We start from the raw sequence: 15,996 nt of genomic DNA, 5'->3' as shown, positions 1-15,996 counted from the left end.
AATCACCTTACTTTAACGCCCTGATCCGCGCCTCGATAAACCGCCGCTCCGGCACCTGTTGCGTCAATGCCAATGCCCGCTCATACGCCGCCCGCGCTTCATCCACGCGACCCAACTGCCGACAAAACTCCGCCCGCGCCGAATGCGCCAAGTGGTAATCCTGCAATGCCCCGCGCGCCAGAATGCCTTCGATCAACGTCAACCCCGCCAAAATCCCATCGCGCCTGGAGATCGCCACCGCGCGGTTCAACTCGATCACCGGCGACGGCACGGCCGCCAGCAGAACGTCGTACAGCCCGACGATCTGCAGCCAGTCGGTCGCCGCCGGTGTCGTCGCCTCGGCGTGCACCGCCGCGATGGCGGCTTGCAGGCAGTAAGGCCCGAATCGTCGCGTGCCCAGCGCCCGTTCGATCAGCGCACAGCCCTCGGCAATCAGGTCGGCGTCCCACAGCGAACGGTCCTGATCATCCAGCAGGATCAACTCACCACTCGCCGACGTCCGCGCCGGACGCCGTGACTCGTGCAGCAGCATCAGTGCCAGCAGGCCCATCACCTCGGGCTCGGGCAATAATTCCATCAGCAGGCGCCCTAGACGAATGGCCTCGCGGGTCATTTCATCGCGGGTCAGCTCGGTGCCGATGGACGCCGAGTAACCTTCGTTGAACACCAGGTAAATTACCCGCAGCACACTGTCGAGTCGCTCGGGCAACTCCGCCAGCGTCGGCACTTGATAGGGGATTTTTGCGTCGCGGATTTTCGCTTTGGCCCGCACGATCCGCTGGGCAATGGTGGCCGGCGCGCAAAGAAACGCCCGGGCAATTTCCTCGGTGGTCAGGTCGCAGACTTCGCGCAACGTCAGCGGCACTTGCGCATCCGCCGCCAGTGCAGGGTGGCAGCAGGTGAAAATCAGGCGCAGCCGATCGTCTTCCACGTCTTCGTCACTCCAGTCAGCCTGCTCCAGCGCCTCCAATTGCGCGATCAACAGGGGCCGTGACGCGGCAAACCGTGCGCGGCGGCGCAACACGTCGATGGCCTTGAAGCGCCCGGTAGACACCAGCCAGGCCCGCGGATTATTCGGCACGCCGTCACGCTGCCATCGCTCCACCGCGATAAAAAACGCCTCGTGCAGCGCTTCTTCAGCGAGGTCGAAATCGCCGAGCAAACGGATCAGGGTCGCCAGGATCCGCCGCGACTCTTCGCGGTAAACCTGCTCGACCCGAGCCTTGACCGCCACGCCCGACATCAGTCCTGCATGCCTTCAATCTTAAACGTCACCATGGGAATCTCCTTTTCTGCGCGTCAGGGATTCAATTGACGAATCGGGCGCACCTCGACACAGCCGACCCGCGCCGCCGGAATGTTCCCCGCGACCTGCAGCGCTTCATTGAGGTCCTTGGCGTCGATCAGGTAGAAGCCGGCCAACTGCTCCTTGGTTTCGGCGAAGGGGCCGTCGGTGATCGACATCTTGCCGTTGCGCATGCGCACGGTGGTGGCGGTCTGCACTGACTCCAGCGCTTCGCCGGCGAGCATCCGGCCGCTGCCGTCGATCGATTCGGAGTAGGCGATGCACTCGGCGTCCTTGGGGCTTTCAGGCAGGGAGTGCAATTCCTGTTCGTTGCTGTAGACCAGGCATAAATACTTCATCGGACACTCCGCATCGGACTGATCAACCTGATTAACTATGGCTGCCGTATGGCGTTCTGGCACCGCTTCCCGACGATCAGGGCTGCAGACCGAACAGCGTCGAGCCGCTTTCCATGTCAAACGGCGCCGACCAGTGCTCGTGGACAATGCGCCATAACCCGGCCTCGCGCCGATAGCAGGCGGTCACGCGCATCCAGCAGGCCTGGGTTTCGCCCTTGTCGTTGGTGCCGCCGCAATGGGCCAGCCAATGGGCGAAGGCAATGTGTTCATCCGCCACGACGTTCATGTAGTCGAAGTCGAAGGTTTGCGGGCCCGGGCACATTTCCATGCATTCCAGCCAATGCGCGCGATAGGCAGGCTTGCCGCGAATTTGCAAGGCCTTGACCGCGTCGTAGGAGACAATCTCGTCGGCGTACAGCGCCATGATTTTCTCGACATCCTTGGCGATGACCGCCTGGCGATAGGTGTCGATCAAGGTTTCGATATCGTGGGTAGCGCTCATGGTGGTTCTCCGTGGTTTTTAGTGTGAAGACACCCTTGGTCGTCTGGCGAAATGCCAAATCGACCTTCAGATAAAAATAAACCATGGGCGCAAACTCGCTAGAATCCGAGGCTTGTTTATCTTGGAAAAAGGACACTCCAGTGACCACCCGACTCGTGCCTTACGACAGCCTGAATGCGCACCAGCGCCAACAGGTCGAGGCCATTGAAGTTCATCAGGAACAGATCAAATTCTCCGGCGACATCCACGGTGCGCTGCACAGCTTGCTGTCCAAACCCGGCCCTGGGGTCAAAGGCTTTGCCCTGCTGGTGAATGACATTCCCGTCGCGTTCCTGCTGCTCAAGCGTCCGCCGGTCTTGCCCGTCTGGGCCGACGAACACAGCGCCACGCTGCATGCGCTGCAAGTCGACCAGCATCATCAAGGTAAAGGTTATGGCAAGGCCTGCCTGCAAGCGTTGCCCGAGGTCGCACGCGAGGCGTTTCCGCAGATCAAGGCGCTGGAGTTGTCGGTGGATGCGGACAATGCGGCGGCGATTGCGCTGTATGCGAAGTTTGGTTGGGTCGATAGCGGGGAAGCGTACAGGGGCCGAATTGGCTACGAGCGCCGGATGGGCCTGATTTTCTGATGGGCTAGGCGAGAAAATATCAATTGAACACCAATAGAAAGGGTTGCCTCGAGACAACCCTTTTTGTTTTGAGTGGCTTCAAAGTAGAAGGCAGTAGTCGAGCAGTTGCTTCTCAATACTTTGGCGCTGACCGATGACCAAAGCGACTACTACAAGGCGCTCGCTCGGAAACACCTCATACAAAACTCGCTGCCCCAAAGGCAAGTATTCACGAAAATGCGTGACCCCAAGGGACGCCGCCTCCTGACAAACACCATAAACACCGGCCTGGGTGCTCAGCGCTGTAACGATCTGCATTACCAGTTTATCCACCATCTCCGCCGCTTTTTTGCGACCGTACCGCTGCGTCAGATAGTGCTCCAGTGAAACAACCCCATGTTCCGCAGCAGTCGCGAACTCTACCTTGAAGGCCTCAGGCATCGTTATCGTCTGATTGCAATTGGCGGCGCTGTGCCAGCCGGGCCAACAACGTATCGCCGGAAATCAACTTTCCCTGTTCCTTGTCGCGAGATGAGAACGAAAGAAGTTTGATTAGGGCAATCGCTTCATCTCGTCGCTTGCGCTCCTCATAAGACTCGATCACATAGGCCGGAACGCCATTTTGCGTAACGAGCATCGGCTCGGAAAGGTCCAGCGCCGCTGCGTTCTTTTTAACGAAACTGATAGTTTCCACTCGCATCATTCACTCCTCTGCTAGCCGCCAGGACAGTTCGGCCAGCACAACAAGGTCTGAATTTAGGCCATTAAAAACCTAATCTCAAGGTTTCATTTTTCCCGTCACAACGCCAATACCATCTCATGCCACGCCATCCCGCCATGATCCGACGCCGACGGTTTGACATAGGCAAACCCGAATCCGGCATACAACGGAATATGCCGCTCCTTGCACATCAGGTGAATGTGGGTTTTGCCCAACCCGCGCATGCGCTCGATGAACTCACCCATCAAGCGCTTCGCCACGCCCAGGCCCTGATAATCCGGGTGCACCACCACCGACATGATCACTACCTGCGGGCCGGCAGGGTCGTGGCCAATCAGCTCCTTGAACGCTTCGTCCGACATTTCCACCTGAAACGCCGCCCCGGCGTTGATGAAACCGGCGACGACGCCATCCACTTCGGCGACGATAAATCCCTCGGGCCAGGTGGCGATGCGGGTGGCGATTTTCTCGCGGGTGGCGGCTTCGTCGCCTTCGTAGGCTTCGGTTTCGATGGCGAAGCAGCGGTCGAGGTCGGTGGGTAGAACGTGACGGATAACGGTGGTCATGGCGGCTCGGTTTCAGCGTTGAACAGGCCGCCAATCATAGGGCATCACGCCTTGAGCGGCAGCCATATTTCCAGCACGCCGGTGTTGAGCTTCGGGTTGAAGTCTTCGCTGTAGCGTTCGAATTCCGGGGCGTCTGCTGCCTCTTTGCCGGACTGCGGCAACCAGGTTTTCCAGATGTACTGGAAGGTGGCGGGCAACTGGTCCAGCGAACCTTTGTGCTCGAACACAGCGTAATGCTGGGGTTGAATCTCGACCCAGCGGTATTTTTCCGGAAGGTCATCGAGCTTGTCGATTTCGACGCCGGCAATGTATTCGAAGCCGCCGTTGCCATCCGGATTGCAGCAGATGCCGTAGGTCGCTTCGTCTTTCTGGCCTGGAATTTTACCGATGTGCGGGATGAATTGTTCCCAGAGTTCAGGGATGCGTTTCACGGTGTCCTGAGTGAATCGTCCGCCAAGCCCGGCGATGAGCAGGAAGTGCCCATGTTCGAAGCGTGGCTCGGCCGGTTTGCTGTCTGTTGGAGCATCCATGACTCGACTCCTGGATCAAAAAAATGGGTTCGGCTAGGAGTATAGAAGTCAAACCCGATTCGCCCAGTCAGAGGGTGTGCAGCGCCTCGACGGCGCCCGCGCCAATAAACTCGTTGTAACCCGATAGGATCACGTACACCGCGAAATAGCAGAAGATCGCCGCCGATGCCATATAGCAATAGCGCAGCAGTTTGTCGCCGAGCAGCTTGCCGCCATGGCTCGCCGCGAAACACAGGCCGGCGGACCACAGCAGGCCGGCGCAGAGAAACCCGCCGAGAAACAGTGCCGAGCTGAGCGGCCCGCCACCACCGGAACGCGCGATCAGCGTGCCGCCCACCGCGGCGAACCAGAGAATGGCGCTGGGGGACGACATGGCGAGGAAGATCCCGCGAAAGAATTCCTTGCGATGGGAGTTGTGTCCCACATCGGCGGTCTCGGCCAGCAACGCCTCGTGATGGATCGCCGAATAGATCATCTTCGCCGCGAAATAAATCAGCAGCGCAGAGCCGCCAATCCACAGTACCCAACGCACGGTTTCGTATTGCAGCAAAACGGTCATGCCGGCCAGCGCCAGCACGGCGTAGATCAGGTCGCCGACACAGGTGCCCAACCCCAGCGCAAAACCTTGAAAATAGCCGCGTTGCATCGCCAGGGTGATCATCGCGATATTGGCCACACCAATGTCCAGGCACAGAGAAAGGCTCAGCAAGAAGCCACTGCTAAATTCCATCAACCGATTTCCTTCGGAAAAAATTGTTTACGTAGAGGCTGGACAGTCTGCCACAGCTGCCCTTACATTCCGCCACAGGTCACCGCAGTGACCAGCGTCGCTCGGACGGTTCCGGGCGCTTACGTACCGAGGCACCCCTCAATGGCCGAACAAGGTTCGCCGCGCCGCTTTGCGCGCATAGATCGACTCCCCCCTTACGTTTTCAACATCACCGCCGAGCTGAAGATGGCCGCCCGTCGTCGTGGCGAAGACATCATCGACTTGAGCATGGGCAACCCCGACGGCCCGACGCCGAAGCACATTGTCGAAAAACTGGTCACCGTCGCCCAGCGCGAAGACACCCATGGCTACTCCACGTCCAAGGGCATTCCGCGTCTGCGCCGGGCGATTTCCAACTGGTACAAGGATCGTTACGAGGTCGACATCGACCCCGAAACCGAAGCCATTGTCACCATCGGTTCCAAGGAAGGCCTGGCGCATTTGATGCTCGCCACCCTCGACCAGGGCGATACCGTGCTGGTGCCGAACCCGAGCTACCCGATTCACATCTATGGTGCCGTGATTGCCGGCGCCCAGGTGCGTTCGGTGCCGCTGATCCCGGGCGTGGATTTCTTCGACGAACTGGAACGGGCGATTCGTGGCTCGATCCCGAAACCGAAAATGATGATCCTCGGATTCCCGTCCAATCCGACCGCACAGTGCGTGGAGCTGGATTTCTTCGAGCGCGTCATCGCCCTCGCCAAGCAGTACGACGTGCTGGTGGTGCACGACCTGGCGTACGCCGACATTGTCTACGACGGCTGGAAAGCCCCGTCGATCATGCAAGTACCCGGCGCCAAGGACATCGCGGTGGAATTTTTCACCCTGTCCAAGAGCTACAACATGGCGGGCTGGCGCATCGGCTTCATGGTCGGCAACCCGGAACTGGTCAACGCTCTGGCGCGGATCAAGAGCTACCACGACTACGGCACGTTCACCCCGCTGCAAGTCGCGGCAATTGCCGCGCTGGAAGGCGATCAGCAGTGCGTGAAAGACATCGCCGAGCAGTACCGGCAGCGGCGCAACGTGCTGGTCAAGGGCCTGCATGAACTGGGCTGGATGGTCGAGAATCCAAAAGCGTCGATGTACGTCTGGGCGAAAATTCCCGAGGCGTATGCGCATTTGGGTTCGCTGGAGTTTGCCAAGAAACTGCTGGCCGACGCCAAGGTCTGCGTCTCGCCGGGTGTCGGGTTTGGCGAGTATGGGGATGATCATGTGCGCTTCGCACTGATCGAAAACCAGGACCGGATTCGCCAGGCCGTGCGCGGGATTCGCGGGATGTTCCGGGCGGATGGCTTGGTCAGCAAATCCAACGCATAACCCTGTAGGAGCTGGCTTGCCAGCGATTGGCGTCGACCCGGTTCTAGGTCAGCCCGAGTCGCCTGCATCGCTGGCAAGCCAGCTCCTGCATTCGGTTTTGGTGCTTTCAGGAAAACCTGGTAGTTCTGTCAGTTCCTGGCACTTGAACAACGTGAAATGCTGGGGGCCTTTATTGACGTGTCGCCAGGCACAAGGCCTTACCAATGCCCACATCAAAACCTGCCCGCATCCAGATAATAGCCGGCGACAATAAAAGCACGGTGCTAGCCGAGATGGCTGGCAGCATTCACCACCTCGCGTATTCCCCCTATGGTCAGCGATCCTCCCGACAGGAGGTCATGACGCACTTGGGGTTTAACGGCGAACTGCGCGAAGCGAAGGCTGACTGGTATTTTTTGGGGAAGGGATACCGCGTCTATAACCCGCGATTGATGCGCTTTCATAGCCCGGACAGATTCAGCCCGTTCGCAAAGGGTGGATTTAATGGTTATGCGTATTGTGGGTGTGAGCCGGTGATGCGTGCGGATCCGTCGGGGGAGGCCTGGTTTAGTAGGGTTTTGAATGTCATTTCGGACAAGTTTGCGGATTATGTTTGGCCCATTTTCTCGCCCGTCGGAACTGGTAGTGCAAGCGCGGGCAGAACGGCAACAAAGGTCAGTCAAGTTGAGTATTTGCAAGTCGCTGTTGAGTCTAGAAACACTTTCAGTTCGCGTCCTCACGCTACTGCGCCTGGAAGAAAAAGAGCACAAACGAAGCTGACATGGAAAGGCCCTCAAAATCACTCGAGCTCTGCAGTTACGAGCAGTTCCTCGGGGACAAGACAAACACCCTCCGTACAAGTTACTGCTCCAACTTCTTCGCCAAGCAGGGCCGTGTCTCGCAGTACTTCTACATCCAGCTTCGTCTCCAAGAGCTCATCAAACAGTCACTATTCCGACACCAGCTCCGCTACCACACCCAGCAGTGTCAACATCTCACTTCCTAGCTTCTCAAGCGGTGAATCGGGTTTTGCCAGCATGCGATCTGATTCGTCTCTTCGATCAAATCTTCTCAACCGAAATAATGAAGTACGGCGGATGTGAAGCTGACTCTCACCATCAGGATCAATGCCAACAAAAAAACCGCATCGCTGCGGTTTTTTTTCTGCCGAATGTGCTTAAACGAACAACGACAACAACAGAATAAAGCCCAACCCCACCACCGACAGGATGGTCTCCATCGCTGTCCAGGTCTTGAACGTTTCCGCCACGGTCATGTTGAAATACTGCTTAACCAACCAGAAACCCGCGTCGTTAACGTGGGACAGGATCAACGAGCCGGCACCGGTGGCCAACACCAGCAGCTCACGGTTCACACCCGGAATCATCCCCACCACCGGCACCACGATGCCGGCACCGGTAATGGTCGCCACGGTCGCCGAGCCGGTTGCGATACGGATCACTGCCGCCACCAGCCACGCCAGCAAGATCGGCGAGATCTGCGCGTTCACCGCCATGTGGCCGATCACGTCACCCACACCGCTGGTCACCAGCATCTGTTTGAAGCCACCACCGGCACCGATGATCAAGATGATCGCGGCGGTCGGCGCGAGGCTGGAATCCAGCAGTTTCAGGATTTGACTGGAACCGATGCCCTGGCGATGGCCAAAGGTGTACAGCGACAGCAGCAACGCCAGCAACAGCGCCGAGATCGGGTGACCGATCAGGTCCATGAAGGAACGGAAGAAGTTGCCGTCCGGCAGCACCACGTCAGCGAACGTCTTCAGCAGCATCAGGAACACCGGCAGCAGCACGGTGATCAGGGTGATGCCGAAGCTTGGCAGTTCTTTCGCGTCCGGTTCGCGGGCCAGTTGATCCACCAGCTCCTGATTAGGCGTGCCGGGAATGTACTTGGAAATGAACGTGCCGTAGATCGGACCGGCGATGATGGCCGTCGGCAGCGCCACGATCAGACCGTACAGAATGGTTTTACCGATGTCGGCACCGAACACGCCGATGGCCAGCAGTGGGCCCGGGTGCGGTGGCACCAGGCCGTGCACGGCGGACAGACCGGCCAGCAGCGGGATACCGATCTTGATGATCGACACACCGGTGCGCCGGGCGACGATAAACACCAGCGGGATCAGCAACACGAAACCGATTTCGAAGAACAGCGGAATGCCGACCAGGAACGCGGCGAACATCATCGCCCACTGCACCTTGTCTTTACCGAACGCGCGAATCAGCGTCTGCGCGATCTGATCGGCCCCGCCGGACTCGGCCATCATTTTGCCGAGCATGGTGCCCAGCGCCAGGATGATCCCGACAAAACCGAGCACGCCACCGAAGCCGTCCTGGAACGCCTTGATGATGGTGCCGATCGGCATGCCGGAGGTCAGCCCGAGGAAGGCTGCGGCAATGATCAGGGCAATGAACGGATGGAACTTGAACTGGGTGATCAGGAAAATAAGCCCGATCACCGTGACCACTGCATCGAGCAGCAGGAACGTCTCGTGGGACATGCCAAACATTGGGGGTGTCTCCTGGTTGTTGTTATTAAAGCGGGTAATTCGAAAGTCGTAAGGACAGCGCTATCTCTTCAAGCAAAATCAACCAGCGCGTTTCAGCCCATGCGCCAGCCACCAGTGGTGCGCCTCGACCGCCAGTTCGTCGACGCTCTGGATCGAAGCGTCGAGGGCCAGGGTCAGCGGCTCGCCAACGGGGGATTCAAGGGTGGCGAACTGACTGTCGATCAGGGTCGACGGCATGAAGTGCCCCGGCCGATGGGAGACACGGTCGGCGGCCACTTCAGGCGTGAGTTCCAGAAACACGAAACCCAGGCCCGGCAAGGCGCTGCGCAATACTTCGCGGTAACTGTGTTTGAGGGCCGAGCAAGTCAACACCGGGCGCTGGCCCGTGGCGTCGACGCGGCGCAATTCATCGCACAGGCTGTCGAGCCAGCCGGCACGGTCGTCGTCGTTCAGGGGAATGCCCGCGCTCATCTTTTCGATGTTGGCGGCAGGATGGAAAGTATCGCCTTCAATGGCTGTAGCGCCGCTGAGCTCGCACAGGGCATCGCAGACGCTTGTCTTGCCGCAACCGGCAACACCCATGATGACCAGGGCGGTGATGGGATGATTCATGTAACACCTCAGCGCGCAGACAGCGCTACCTTTGTCGGTTATGACACCAGAGCAAAAGCAGAAGTTGCCGACGCCTTCTTGTCATTTTTGTGGGTTGCAGCATGTTCGTTCCCAACGCCGAAAAGCGAGGTTCAGGCAAAACTCGCTTACGCATTTGCAGCTGCTTCGGGACAGCGCTACCTTAGTGCCTTGAATTTTGTTTGGCAAGCCGCCCGATGACCTCCTCTAAAAACGATAAAAATTCGCGCACCACTGGCCGTCCTACCCTCAATGAGGTGGCGCGACTGGCCGGGGTCAGCCCGATTACCGCGTCCCGCGCCTTGCGTGGCGTCAGCACGGTCGCCACCGAACTGCTGGAAAAAGTGCAGAAAGCCGCGCTGGAACTGAACTACGTGGTCAACCCCGCCGCCCGCGCACTGGCCTCGGCCCAGAGCCATTCGGTGGTGGTTTTAGTGCCGTCGCTGTCCAACTTGTTGTTCATCGACACCCTGGAAGCCATTCATCAGGTTTTGCGCCCCAAGGGCTTCGAAGTGCTGATCGGCAACTTCCACTACTCGCGCGATGAAGAAGAAAACCTGCTGCGCAATTACATGGCGTATCAGCCGCGCGGCTTGCTGCTGACCGGGTTTGACCGCACGGAAAGTTCGCGACGGATGATCGAGGCGAGCAACATTCCCTGCGTGTACATGATGGAACTGGACAGCGCCGCCGGCCTCAACTGCGTGGGTTTTTCGCAACTCGCTGCCGGCGAAACGGCGGCGGAACATTTGTTGTCTCGCGGTCGCAAGCGCCTGGCGTATATCGGTGCGCAACTCGACCAACGCACCTTGTTGCGTGGCGAAGGGTTTCGCAAAGCGCTGCAGAAAGCCGGTCTGTATGACCCGGACCTGGAAGTGCTGACGCCGCGTGCGTCTTCGGTCGGCCTGGGCGGCGAGCTGTTCCTGCAATTGCTCGCCAGTCACCCTGATGTCGATGCGATCTTCTTCGGCAACGACGACCTCGCACAGGGCGCCCTTCTTGAAGCGATGCGCTGTGGGATCAAGATCCCCGAACAAGTGGCGATCCTCGGTTTCAACGACCTGCCGGCCTCGGCGCACATGGTCCCGCGCCTGAGCAGCATCAGCACGCCGCGCGAGGCCATTGGCCGCCGCGCGGCGGAGCAGATGCTGACCTTGATGGCGGGCAACACGGTGGCGAAACCGGTGCAGGACATGGGATTTGAACTGAAGGTGCGCGAAAGCACCTGACCTTTCAGAGGAGTGTTTCCATGGAACACGTATTGAAAATTCTCGGCAAGGCGTCCTCCATCAACGTCAGAAAAGTCCTGTGGACCTGCGACGAACTGGGCCTTTCCTACGAGCGCGAAGACTGGGGCAGCGGGTTCGCATCGACCCACAGCCCGGAATTTACTCGACTCAACCCCAACGCCCAAGTGCCAGTGATCATCGACGATGCCGGCGTGCTGTGGGAGTCCAATACCATCTGCCGCTATCTGACCGGCAAACACCAAAACACTGATCTGCTGCCGCACGAATCGGCCGCGCGCGCGCGGGTGGAGCAGTGGATGGATTGGCAGGCCACTGATCTCAACACGTCCTGGAGCTACGCATTTACCGCGCTGATGCGCAAAGATCCGGAATTCCAGGACGCGCATCGGATTGCCGTCGGCCTGCGCGGCTGGAATCAGAAGATGGCGATTCTCGAACATCAACTCGCAGCCACTAAAGCCTTCGTTGTCGGGACGCACTTCACCCTGGCCGACATCGTCATCGGCCTGTCGGTCAACCGCTGGCTGATGACACCGATGGACCGCCCCGACTTCCCGGCTATCGACGAGTATTTTCAACGGTTGGCGCAACGTCCGGGGTTTCTGAAGCACGGCTGCAACGGATTGCCGTGACGGAACGGGATGAGGCCAACATTGGCGCAGGGAGCGGTCATCCGCTGCCGCCACCCGGCAGCGGATGACCGCTGTGCATGCTCGATGCGAAAGCCAACCATTGAAATACAAGGACTTATCAAGCAGGCATGGTAATTGCTCCGGCATGGCGACCACCCACTCCCACAGGTCTACCTATCATGTTGGTCAGTGCTAAACAGAACCTAACAACGCCGCTGCCGAAGAAGCCGGGTGAGGATCCGACCGTGGACGCCGCCGCCGGTCTTCAAGCCGCGTTGATGCAGAACGTACAGAACAATCTGCAGATCCAGACTTCGAAGTACGCGGGCCCGATTCAGGCTCCCGTCTCCGCACTCGCCACGGAGCAGGTCAACGCCGCCAGCAAGATCAGCGACAACGTCGATGAAGCGTTTGCGAAAACCCGCGTGGCGTTGCAAGCGACCGATGCCACGTCCCTGCCCAAGGCCGGAGAAAGCAAGGCCATGGCCGACTTCAAGGACTACATGAGCAAAACGCCGGAACAGCGATTGCGCGACAGTATTCTGGATGAGATGGGCATTACCGAAGAAGACCTGAAAGCCATGCCGCCGGAGAAACAACTGGCGATCAGCAAAGAGATTGCCGAGCGTCTGCAAGACAAGATGAAACTGGCGCAGGCTGACAAAGCCGACGGCAGCAGCGAGAAAGGCACCGCGCAAGTAGTCGATAAATTCCTAGCGGCGCTGTAACAACGCACAACCTGTAGCAGCTGGCGCAGCCTGCTGCTACAGGGAGTGGGGCTAATTCAACTGCAGCGTTGAATTGAACTGGCTGATCGCATCCACCACATGCCGCGACCCTTGCTGAATCTCCAGGATCACTTCCCCCGCCTCGTTCGCCAGTTCAACGCCAAGCCCGGTTCGGCTCAGGCTCGACTGCATGCTCGACACCGCACTCAATGACAAATCATGGTTCCTGCGCACCACGTCGACGATCTCCAGCGTCGCCTGGCTCGTGCGGGCGGCGAGGCTGCGAACCTCGTCGGCAACCACTGCAAACCCGCGCCCGTGCTCCCCGGCTCGCGCGGCTTCGATGGCGGCGTTGAGCGCCAGCAGGTTGGTCTGATCGGCAATGCCGCGTATGGTCTGGACAATGGTGCCGATGATGTCGGACTGCTTGCTGACCGCATCGATGCTCAGCGCCGCCTCGTTCAAATCCCTGGAAATGTCCTGAATAATCTGCACCGTTTGCTGCACCACCTGCGACCCTTTTTGCGCGCAGGCGTCGTTTTGTACCGACGTGCTGTGGGCGGATTCGGCGGCGGTTTGCAGCGTGGTCACTTGATTCGTGATGTCGCTGGCGAACTTGACCACTTTGTACAGCCGGCCCTTGGTGTCGAACAACGGGTTGTAGGACGCTTCGAGGAAAATGGTGTGGCCGTATTTGTCTCGTCGTTCGAAACGGTGCGAGTGATATTCGCCGCGATTCAGTGACGCCCAGAACGCTCTGTACGACTGGGATTCGGCTTCGGCGCGATGGCAAAACAGGCTGTGGTGGTGACCGACCACTTCATTGAGCGCGTAATGCGTGGTCTTCAGAAAGTTTTCATTGGCGGCAATCACATTCCCCTCGGGGGTGAATTCGATCACGGCCATGGAACGGCCTATCGCCGCGAGCATGCTTTCGTTTTCGTGTTCTTTTGAAACTCTGGCAGAAATGTCCGACGCCACTTTGATCACACTTTTCACTTGACGATCCGCACCCAAAACCGGCATGTAACTGGCTTCAAGCCAGATCTCCTTGCCGCTCTTGTTCACGCGCAGGAACGTGCCACTGACCGGTTCGCCTCGTGCCAGATCGCGCCACAATTTGGCGTAGGGTTCACTGCGGTAATACGCCTCTTCGCAAAAGATCCGGTGATGTTTGCCACGCACTTCTTCGGCGCTGTAACCCATCGTGGCGCAAAAGTTTTCGTTGGCATCGATGATGATGCCTTCGGGGGTGAACTCAATCATTGCCATCGAACGGCTGACGGCGGCCAACTTGGCGTTGGCTTCGGTCAGCGCACAGCTGTAGCGTTCGATTTCCAGCAGGTCAGCCTTGTGATGTAGGTTAAACATGGTCGTATCACCCTAAGCGCGGTCTTTTGATTGATGAAAGTTCTTCGGTCTTTCAACGTATCCACCACAACGTTCCATGGAACAGGCACACGCATTCCTCCATAGGAGGAATTGTCAGGTGATCAATGATGTTGAATCGGAGAGTCCAGGTTGCAACGCTCTTATCAAGACATCCGTCTCTTGATAGCCCGGGACCGGGCCAGCCCTAACTTTTTCATAAGTAACTCCATCTACGTAAAACTTCCTTGATGCTCAGCACCGGTGCCTTGGATTGCACACTCTTGAGCCTGAACGACGGCCTTCACGGCGACCGACATAGTTAATTATGACTGAGCATAGACAGCCGCAATGGGCTTGCAAGGCCATTAGTCGGCCAGTATCTAGGCCAAAAACGTCAAAAGAAGGGGGTTCTCGACCTGCCGTAATTGCGGCATAGACAGCTGAATCTTCGTAAGCCTTAAGACCATCGCGGGCTCGCCCCGGGCGGCGATCCGACGATGGCAATCTTTCAGTCACAGCAACATTACAGACTCGCACTCACCTTGGTAGCCACCTCCCCCGGCACCCAACCCTTCCAGATCTGCGGCTGATCGCGCAGGAACGCTTCAGCGACCTGACGCGGTTGCAGGCGTTTTTCACTCATCTGCGCCAGCGTCTGGTTCAGCAAATCGATCGGAAAATCGACTTTCTCGAAGAACGACACCAAGTCCGGGTACTGCGTCTTGAACGGTGCGGACACGCCAATCGCCAGGCTCGCTGGCATCGATCGCGTACCTTTTGGATTGGGGTTGTTGGCATCCGCCAGGGTTTTCCAGGCTTCGGCGTCGAACGGCGGTTCCTCGAGTTTCACCAGTTTGAAGCGACCCAGCAACGGCGTTGGCGACCAGTAGTAGAACAACACCGGTTTGCCACGACGGATCGACGAGGCCACTTCGGCATCCAGCGCCGCGCCGGAGCCGGTGCGGAAGTTGACGAAGCTGGCAGTCAGGTCGTAGGCCTTGAGTTTCTGGCTGTTGACGATCTCCGACGTCCAGCCGGTGGGGCTGTTGAGGAAGCGCCCGCGGCTTGGGTCTTCCGGGTCGCGGAACACGTCTTTGTAGCGCGCCAGGTCAGCGACGGATTTCAGCTCCGGCGCGAGCGGTTTGATCCCCCGCTCCGGGTCGCCCTTGATCACGTATTCCGGTACCCACCAGCCTTCGGTGGCGCCTTTGACGGTGTCACCCAGGCCGAACACTTTGCCCTCCGACGCGGCTTTGACCCACGCCGGGCTGCGTCCCGCCCACTCTTCGCCGATCACTTGAATGTCGTTCTTGGCCAGCGCCGCTTCGAGGCTGACGGTGCTGCCCGGCAACGTGTCTGTCGGGTAGCCGTAACCTTTTTCGACGATCAACCGCAGGATCTCGGTGATCAGGCTGCCGCTTTCCCAGGTGATGTCGCCGAAGTGGATCGGCGCGGTTTTTTCCGCAGCGGGCACGTGGCCAGCCACGAGGCTGAGGGCCAGCAGCGAACTGCCAAGCAGGGTTTTTATTGTGTTCATGCGGACCTCTGGTGCAAGGGTTCATTGGCGCTGTGCTGGACGCACAACGCTTGGGAGCGGGTCATGTAGACGCTGACCGAACGCTGGGAAATGCCCAGTTCGGTGGCAATTTGCGGGTAGGTCAGACCATCGATGCGCGACAACAGGAAGGTTGCCCGGACCTTGCCCGGCAATCGCTCCAGCGTTCGGTCGAGGCCATGCAACGCCTGGGTCAGTTGCAGCAGTTTTTCGGGCGAGTTCGCGTGCGGCTGATCGAAGTGGTGCAGTTGCTCGAGGTGCCGACGTTCGAGGTCGCGGCGGCGCCAGAGCTGATAGATCAGCCGATGGGCAATGGTGGTGAGCAAGGCGCGAGGCTCGCGGATCGGCATCAGGCCGGGCGATTCGAGCAATTGCGCAAAGGTTTCGGCGGCGATGTCTTCGACACTGGAACTCGCTCCCAGATGTCGGCGCAGGCTTGCGCACAGCCAGGGGTAATGGGCGCGGAACAATCCGCCCACGGCATTACGATGGGAAAGGTCGGTGCCGGACATAGAGGCTCCAGGGGTTAGGGTCGCTGAATGTCCGGTGTTCCGGTGACGCGAATCCTAGCAAGGAGCCTTATTCTTTAATAAGACTTAAAAAGTATTTTTATATTCTATTTAGCAATTTCTGCGGTGTCTGGAGGGACGCTTTCGTTGGATCG

At 58.7% G+C, this 15,996-nt stretch carries 18 protein-coding genes and 2 pseudogenes; 6 read left to right on the top strand and 14 right to left on the bottom strand.

The window, feature by feature from the left end; genetic code table 11:
* Positions 1-7: 7 nt before the first annotated feature.
* The 3 genes from ACYZT4_RS00395 to ACYZT4_RS00385 all read right to left on the bottom strand — a co-directional run bounded on the left by ACYZT4_RS00395 (position 8) and on the right by ACYZT4_RS00385 (position 2,146).
* A complete protein-coding gene (locus tag ACYZT4_RS00395) occupies positions 8-1,243 on the bottom strand; it encodes an RNA polymerase sigma factor (protein WP_461984369.1) in 1,236 nt (411 codons plus the stop codon).
* 56 nt (positions 1,244-1,299) lie between these two features.
* Positions 1,300-1,644 carry a YciI family protein gene (locus tag ACYZT4_RS00390; protein WP_461984367.1) on the bottom strand — a complete coding sequence of 115 codons (345 nt, stop codon included), beginning with the start codon at positions 1,642-1,644 and terminating at the stop codon, positions 1,300-1,302.
* Positions 1,645-1,720: 76 nt separating this feature from the next.
* Positions 1,721-2,146: a YybH family protein gene (locus tag ACYZT4_RS00385; protein WP_461984366.1), complete on the bottom strand. Its 426-nt coding sequence runs from the start codon at positions 2,144-2,146 to the stop codon at positions 1,721-1,723.
* Positions 2,147-2,286: 140 nt separating this feature from the next.
* Here ACYZT4_RS00385 and ACYZT4_RS00380 point away from each other — a divergent pair, with 140 nt between their 5' ends.
* Positions 2,287-2,772 carry a GNAT family N-acetyltransferase gene (locus ACYZT4_RS00380; protein ID WP_461984364.1) on the top strand — a complete coding sequence of 162 codons (486 nt, stop codon included), beginning with the start codon at positions 2,287-2,289 and terminating at the stop codon, positions 2,770-2,772.
* Between the two features lie 78 nt (positions 2,773-2,850).
* Here ACYZT4_RS00380 and ACYZT4_RS00375 read toward each other — a convergent pair whose 3' ends face one another.
* The 5 genes from ACYZT4_RS00375 to ACYZT4_RS00355 form a co-directional block, all read right to left on the bottom strand.
* Positions 2,851-3,192 carry a hypothetical protein gene (locus ACYZT4_RS00375; RefSeq protein ID WP_461984362.1) on the bottom strand — a complete coding sequence of 114 codons (342 nt, stop codon included), beginning with the start codon at positions 3,190-3,192 and terminating at the stop codon, positions 2,851-2,853.
* Entirely contained in the window at positions 3,185-3,451 is a 267-nt protein-coding gene (locus tag ACYZT4_RS00370) for a type II toxin-antitoxin system Phd/YefM family antitoxin (RefSeq protein WP_461988825.1), read from the bottom strand. Before ACYZT4_RS00370 ends, ACYZT4_RS00375 begins: the two co-directional genes overlap by 8 nt.
* Positions 3,452-3,549: 98 nt before the next feature.
* Positions 3,550-4,038 (bottom strand): GNAT family N-acetyltransferase, encoded by a 489-nt coding sequence (locus tag ACYZT4_RS00365; protein WP_461984361.1) that lies wholly within the window; start codon positions 4,036-4,038, stop codon positions 3,550-3,552.
* A gap of 44 nt (positions 4,039-4,082) precedes the next feature.
* The gene (locus ACYZT4_RS00360) at positions 4,083-4,568 is read right to left on the bottom strand and encodes a GyrI-like domain-containing protein (protein ID WP_461984359.1); all 486 of its coding nucleotides are present in this window, start codon (positions 4,566-4,568) and stop codon (positions 4,083-4,085) included.
* 67 nt (positions 4,569-4,635) lie between these two features.
* On the bottom strand, positions 4,636-5,298 hold the full coding sequence (locus tag ACYZT4_RS00355; RefSeq protein WP_461984357.1) for a LysE family translocator: 663 nt from the start codon (positions 5,296-5,298) through the stop codon (positions 4,636-4,638).
* Between the two features lie 141 nt (positions 5,299-5,439).
* Between ACYZT4_RS00355 and alaC the strand changes: the two genes are divergently transcribed.
* Entirely contained in the window at positions 5,440-6,657 is a 1,218-nt protein-coding gene (alaC, locus tag ACYZT4_RS00350; RefSeq protein ID WP_461984355.1) for an alanine transaminase, read from the top strand.
* Between the two features lie 203 nt (positions 6,658-6,860).
* Positions 6,861-7,739, top strand: a complete 879-nt coding sequence (locus ACYZT4_RS00345; RefSeq protein ID WP_461984353.1) for an RHS repeat-associated core domain-containing protein — start codon at positions 6,861-6,863, stop codon at positions 7,737-7,739.
* A gap of 74 nt (positions 7,740-7,813) precedes the next feature.
* Here ACYZT4_RS00345 and ACYZT4_RS00340 read toward each other — a convergent pair whose 3' ends face one another.
* Positions 7,814-9,166, bottom strand: a complete 1,353-nt coding sequence (locus tag ACYZT4_RS00340; RefSeq protein ID WP_461984351.1) for a GntP family permease — start codon at positions 9,164-9,166, stop codon at positions 7,814-7,816.
* A gap of 78 nt (positions 9,167-9,244) precedes the next feature.
* On the bottom strand, positions 9,245-9,778 hold the full coding sequence (locus tag ACYZT4_RS00335; RefSeq protein ID WP_461984349.1) for a gluconokinase: 534 nt from the start codon (positions 9,776-9,778) through the stop codon (positions 9,245-9,247).
* Between the two features lie 215 nt (positions 9,779-9,993).
* Between ACYZT4_RS00335 and gntR the strand changes: the two genes are divergently transcribed.
* The 3 genes from gntR (at position 9,994) to ACYZT4_RS00320 (ending at position 12,406) form a co-directional block, all read left to right on the top strand.
* Positions 9,994-11,025, top strand: coding sequence for an HTH-type transcriptional regulator GntR (gene gntR / locus ACYZT4_RS00330; RefSeq protein WP_461984348.1), 1,032 nt, complete (start codon positions 9,994-9,996; stop codon positions 11,023-11,025).
* A 20-nt stretch (positions 11,026-11,045) separates the two neighbouring features.
* On the top strand, positions 11,046-11,678 hold the full coding sequence (locus ACYZT4_RS00325) for a glutathione S-transferase family protein (RefSeq protein WP_461984346.1): 633 nt from the start codon (positions 11,046-11,048) through the stop codon (positions 11,676-11,678).
* A gap of 179 nt (positions 11,679-11,857) precedes the next feature.
* Complete coding sequence (locus ACYZT4_RS00320) at positions 11,858-12,406, top strand: hypothetical protein (protein ID WP_461984344.1); 549 nt, start codon at positions 11,858-11,860, stop codon at positions 12,404-12,406.
* A 51-nt stretch (positions 12,407-12,457) separates the two neighbouring features.
* Here the strand turns inward: ACYZT4_RS00320 and ACYZT4_RS00315 are convergent.
* From ACYZT4_RS00315 to ACYZT4_RS00300, 4 genes and pseudogenes are all read right to left on the bottom strand, one after another.
* Positions 12,458-12,889, bottom strand: a pseudogene (locus ACYZT4_RS00315) (methyl-accepting chemotaxis protein); the annotation flags it as partial.
* A gap of 159 nt (positions 12,890-13,048) precedes the next feature.
* A pseudogene (locus ACYZT4_RS00310) lies at positions 13,049-13,672 on the bottom strand (PAS domain-containing protein); the annotation flags it as partial.
* A gap of 628 nt (positions 13,673-14,300) precedes the next feature.
* Positions 14,301-15,314, bottom strand: coding sequence for an ABC transporter substrate-binding protein (locus ACYZT4_RS00305; protein ID WP_461984342.1), 1,014 nt, complete (start codon positions 15,312-15,314; stop codon positions 14,301-14,303).
* On the bottom strand, positions 15,311-15,844 hold the full coding sequence (locus tag ACYZT4_RS00300) for a sigma-70 family RNA polymerase sigma factor (protein ID WP_461984340.1): 534 nt from the start codon (positions 15,842-15,844) through the stop codon (positions 15,311-15,313). Before ACYZT4_RS00300 ends, ACYZT4_RS00305 begins: the two co-directional genes overlap by 4 nt.
* Positions 15,845-15,996: the final 152 nt, after the last annotated feature.

Source organism: Pseudomonas sp. GB2N2 (assembly GCF_054897705.1).
The sequence above is the reverse complement of the archived record's forward strand: the minus strand, read 5'-3'. Positions and strand labels throughout refer to the sequence as shown.

Coding starts and splice junctions, on each gene's coding strand:
- ACYZT4_RS00395 (WP_461984369.1), bottom strand. CDS start 1,243: ATGTCGGGCGTGGCGGTCAAGGCTCGGGTCGAGCAGGTTTACCGCGAA.
- ACYZT4_RS00390 (WP_461984367.1), bottom strand. CDS start 1,644: ATGAAGTATTTATGCCTGGTCTACAGCAACGAACAGGAATTGCACTCC.
- ACYZT4_RS00385 (WP_461984366.1), bottom strand. CDS start 2,146: ATGAGCGCTACCCACGATATCGAAACCTTGATCGACACCTATCGCCAG.
- ACYZT4_RS00375 (WP_461984362.1), bottom strand. CDS start 3,192: ATGCCTGAGGCCTTCAAGGTAGAGTTCGCGACTGCTGCGGAACATGGG.
- ACYZT4_RS00370 (WP_461988825.1), bottom strand. CDS start 3,451: ATGCGAGTGGAAACTATCAGTTTCGTTAAAAAGAACGCAGCGGCGCTG.
- ACYZT4_RS00365 (WP_461984361.1), bottom strand. CDS start 4,038: ATGACCACCGTTATCCGTCACGTTCTACCCACCGACCTCGACCGCTGC.
- ACYZT4_RS00360 (WP_461984359.1), bottom strand. CDS start 4,568: ATGGATGCTCCAACAGACAGCAAACCGGCCGAGCCACGCTTCGAACAT.
- ACYZT4_RS00355 (WP_461984357.1), bottom strand. CDS start 5,298: ATGGAATTTAGCAGTGGCTTCTTGCTGAGCCTTTCTCTGTGCCTGGAC.
- alaC (WP_461984355.1), top strand. CDS start 5,440: ATGGCCGAACAAGGTTCGCCGCGCCGCTTTGCGCGCATAGATCGACTC.
- ACYZT4_RS00345 (WP_461984353.1), top strand. CDS start 6,861: ATGCCCACATCAAAACCTGCCCGCATCCAGATAATAGCCGGCGACAAT.
- ACYZT4_RS00340 (WP_461984351.1), bottom strand. CDS start 9,166: ATGTTTGGCATGTCCCACGAGACGTTCCTGCTGCTCGATGCAGTGGTC.
- ACYZT4_RS00335 (WP_461984349.1), bottom strand. CDS start 9,778: ATGAATCATCCCATCACCGCCCTGGTCATCATGGGTGTTGCCGGTTGC.
- gntR (WP_461984348.1), top strand. CDS start 9,994: ATGACCTCCTCTAAAAACGATAAAAATTCGCGCACCACTGGCCGTCCT.
- ACYZT4_RS00325 (WP_461984346.1), top strand. CDS start 11,046: ATGGAACACGTATTGAAAATTCTCGGCAAGGCGTCCTCCATCAACGTC.
- ACYZT4_RS00320 (WP_461984344.1), top strand. CDS start 11,858: ATGTTGGTCAGTGCTAAACAGAACCTAACAACGCCGCTGCCGAAGAAG.
- ACYZT4_RS00305 (WP_461984342.1), bottom strand. CDS start 15,314: ATGAACACAATAAAAACCCTGCTTGGCAGTTCGCTGCTGGCCCTCAGC.
- ACYZT4_RS00300 (WP_461984340.1), bottom strand. CDS start 15,844: ATGTCCGGCACCGACCTTTCCCATCGTAATGCCGTGGGCGGATTGTTC.